Origin of the sequence: Sphingobacterium thermophilum (assembly GCF_039541675.1) — a bacterium.
Lineage (GTDB): Bacteria > Bacteroidota > Bacteroidia > Sphingobacteriales > Sphingobacteriaceae > Sphingobacterium > Sphingobacterium thermophilum.
On sequence record NZ_BAABGR010000041.1, the window covers coordinates 12,317 to 14,283 of the forward strand.

The 1,967-nt window shown below is 39.0% G+C and carries 2 protein-coding genes and 1 pseudogene; 1 reads left to right on the forward strand and 2 read right to left on the reverse strand.

Annotated elements, in window-relative coordinates:
* Positions 1-270: pseudogene (locus ABD873_RS13090) on the reverse strand (tyrosine-type recombinase/integrase); the annotation flags it as partial.
* Positions 271-476: 206 nt separating this feature from the next.
* On the opposite strand from ABD873_RS13090, the gene ABD873_RS13095 reads away from it, so the two are divergent.
* Positions 477-1,286 carry a hypothetical protein gene (locus ABD873_RS13095; protein WP_345069015.1) on the forward strand — a complete coding sequence of 270 codons (810 nt, stop codon included), beginning with the start codon at positions 477-479 and terminating at the stop codon, positions 1,284-1,286.
* Positions 1,287-1,421: 135 nt separating this feature from the next.
* Here the strand turns inward: ABD873_RS13095 and ABD873_RS13100 are convergent, their stop codons facing one another.
* Positions 1,422-1,910: a tyrosine-type recombinase/integrase gene (locus ABD873_RS13100; RefSeq protein ID WP_345069064.1), complete on the reverse strand. Its 489-nt coding sequence runs from the start codon at positions 1,908-1,910 to the stop codon at positions 1,422-1,424.
* Between the last annotated feature and the right edge of the window lie 57 nt (positions 1,911-1,967).

Here is a 1,967-nt window from a genome sequence, read left to right on the forward strand (position 1 = left end):
CTCTTTCATGCGTTGCAACTCCCGAGCATTCACGGGTGACAATTTGGACAATACCCCTTTGCCAACCGGTGGGATTTCCATCCCAAACAGTGTGCGGAAATAGGTGTTGTCCGGCACATACCAGCACTTTTCAGACCTACTCCACCTACCTTTCAGCGATTTGACCAAATCAATCTTTGCCCGGTCGTATTTGAAATCCACCCAAATGACCGCCGAATCATTATGCCTACCTTCCCGGAAAGCAAAACCGGAAAAATCAATAGCTTTCATACTGCGCATTTTGTATTACCTAATAAAGCAAATCTAAGAAAGTTATACAAAATGCGCAATGGATAAAATCGCACAACCATAAAGTGAAGCCCCTTACAAACAAATATTTATGGCAAAACAGAGAATTATTGGTTTTTTTTTGTAAAGAAGATTATTGCGTATATTTGAGAGTTAGCGGTAAGTTTAACCGACAGAACAATAGAAAAATGAAAAACATTGAAAAATATAAAAACGACTTAAAACTCTTAATTGACAAGGGTGATAAATTGATTATATCCATAAATTACGAATGTTATCCTGATAGAATTAAAGAACAAATAAAGGAAGCTTTTAAGGAAGAAAATAAGGTAAAAGATTTTATCAACAAGATTCTTCCATTTAACAAAGAGTATCAAATATGGTATTCTGAATCACTTGTTTTAATAAAGCAATTACTACCTGACAGACTCAACGACTTTATTCGATTATATGAAAAGCCAAAAACTCGAAAAATCATAGAATATGGAAATTATGTAATGGAAGACTATTTGCAAACTTTAACTGTGAAAAGTGGGTTTGGAGAAAAAAAAGTTGGACCAGAAGCGGCCATAAACCAATTTGAGCAACAGTTAAATATTTTGAAGTCAATTGAAAGAAGGTTTGAAAGTACACTTTTTGACATCAGACAATTAGTTCAAGCAGACTTATTCGACAGCGAGCTTGACGCAGCAAAAGAACTAAATAAAAATAAGTTTACGCGTGGTGCTGGGGCAATTGCTGGAGTAGTTCTTGAAAAACATTTAGGACAAGTTTTAATAAACCATAATTTGAAGTCAAATAAAAAGCACTCTTCAATTTCAGATTTTAATGACATTTTAAAAACAGCTCAAGTTTACGACACACCGACCTGGAGAAAAATACAGCATTTAGGAGATATTAGGAATTTATGCGACCACAATAAAACTCGAGAACCTAAACAAGAAGAAGTTGACGAACTTATAACCGGAGTAGATGCAATTATTAAGACAGTATATTAAAAAACCTACCGCTAACAGCCGTTTTGCAAAAGCGGGGGTTTCGTGCTTCTATGACAGTGAAGTACTAAATTCAAGCTTTGGGCATCTAATGAAGTTTAGTGCTAAAAATCCCCGCCTTCGCAAAGCGGCAAACCGTTACGCATTGCTGACCTTTGCATACAGCATAGTGGTCTTGATGTCATTGTGACCAAGTAGCTGCTGTATGAATGACATGTCCGTGCCGTATTCCAGTAAATGTGTGGCGTAGCTATGCCGCAAACCGTGTATCCCTATCGGCTTGTTTACCTTTGCGGCTTTCATTGCATTCTTGAACACCGCTTGTACACTGCGGACGGAATACCGCCCACCGTACCGACCTTCAAAAAGGTAGGTTTTGGGATGGTATGCTTTATAATATTCCCGCAGCAAATCCAGCACTGCAGACGGTAGTGGTACATACCGATCTTTCTTTCCTTTACCCGCTTCGATGAGTACCTGCATCCGTCCACTGTCGATGTCGCTCAATTTCAGATTGACAATCTCACTTACGCGCAACCCCATTCCGTAGCACAGTTGCAGCATCAGCAAATGCTTCTGGTTTCGTACCACGTCGAATATCCGTTTTACTTCCTTTTGGCTCAACACCTTTGGCAAAGTGGATGGCTTCTTCGGCCGTGGGATTTCGGCAAAGAAGTCCGGTTT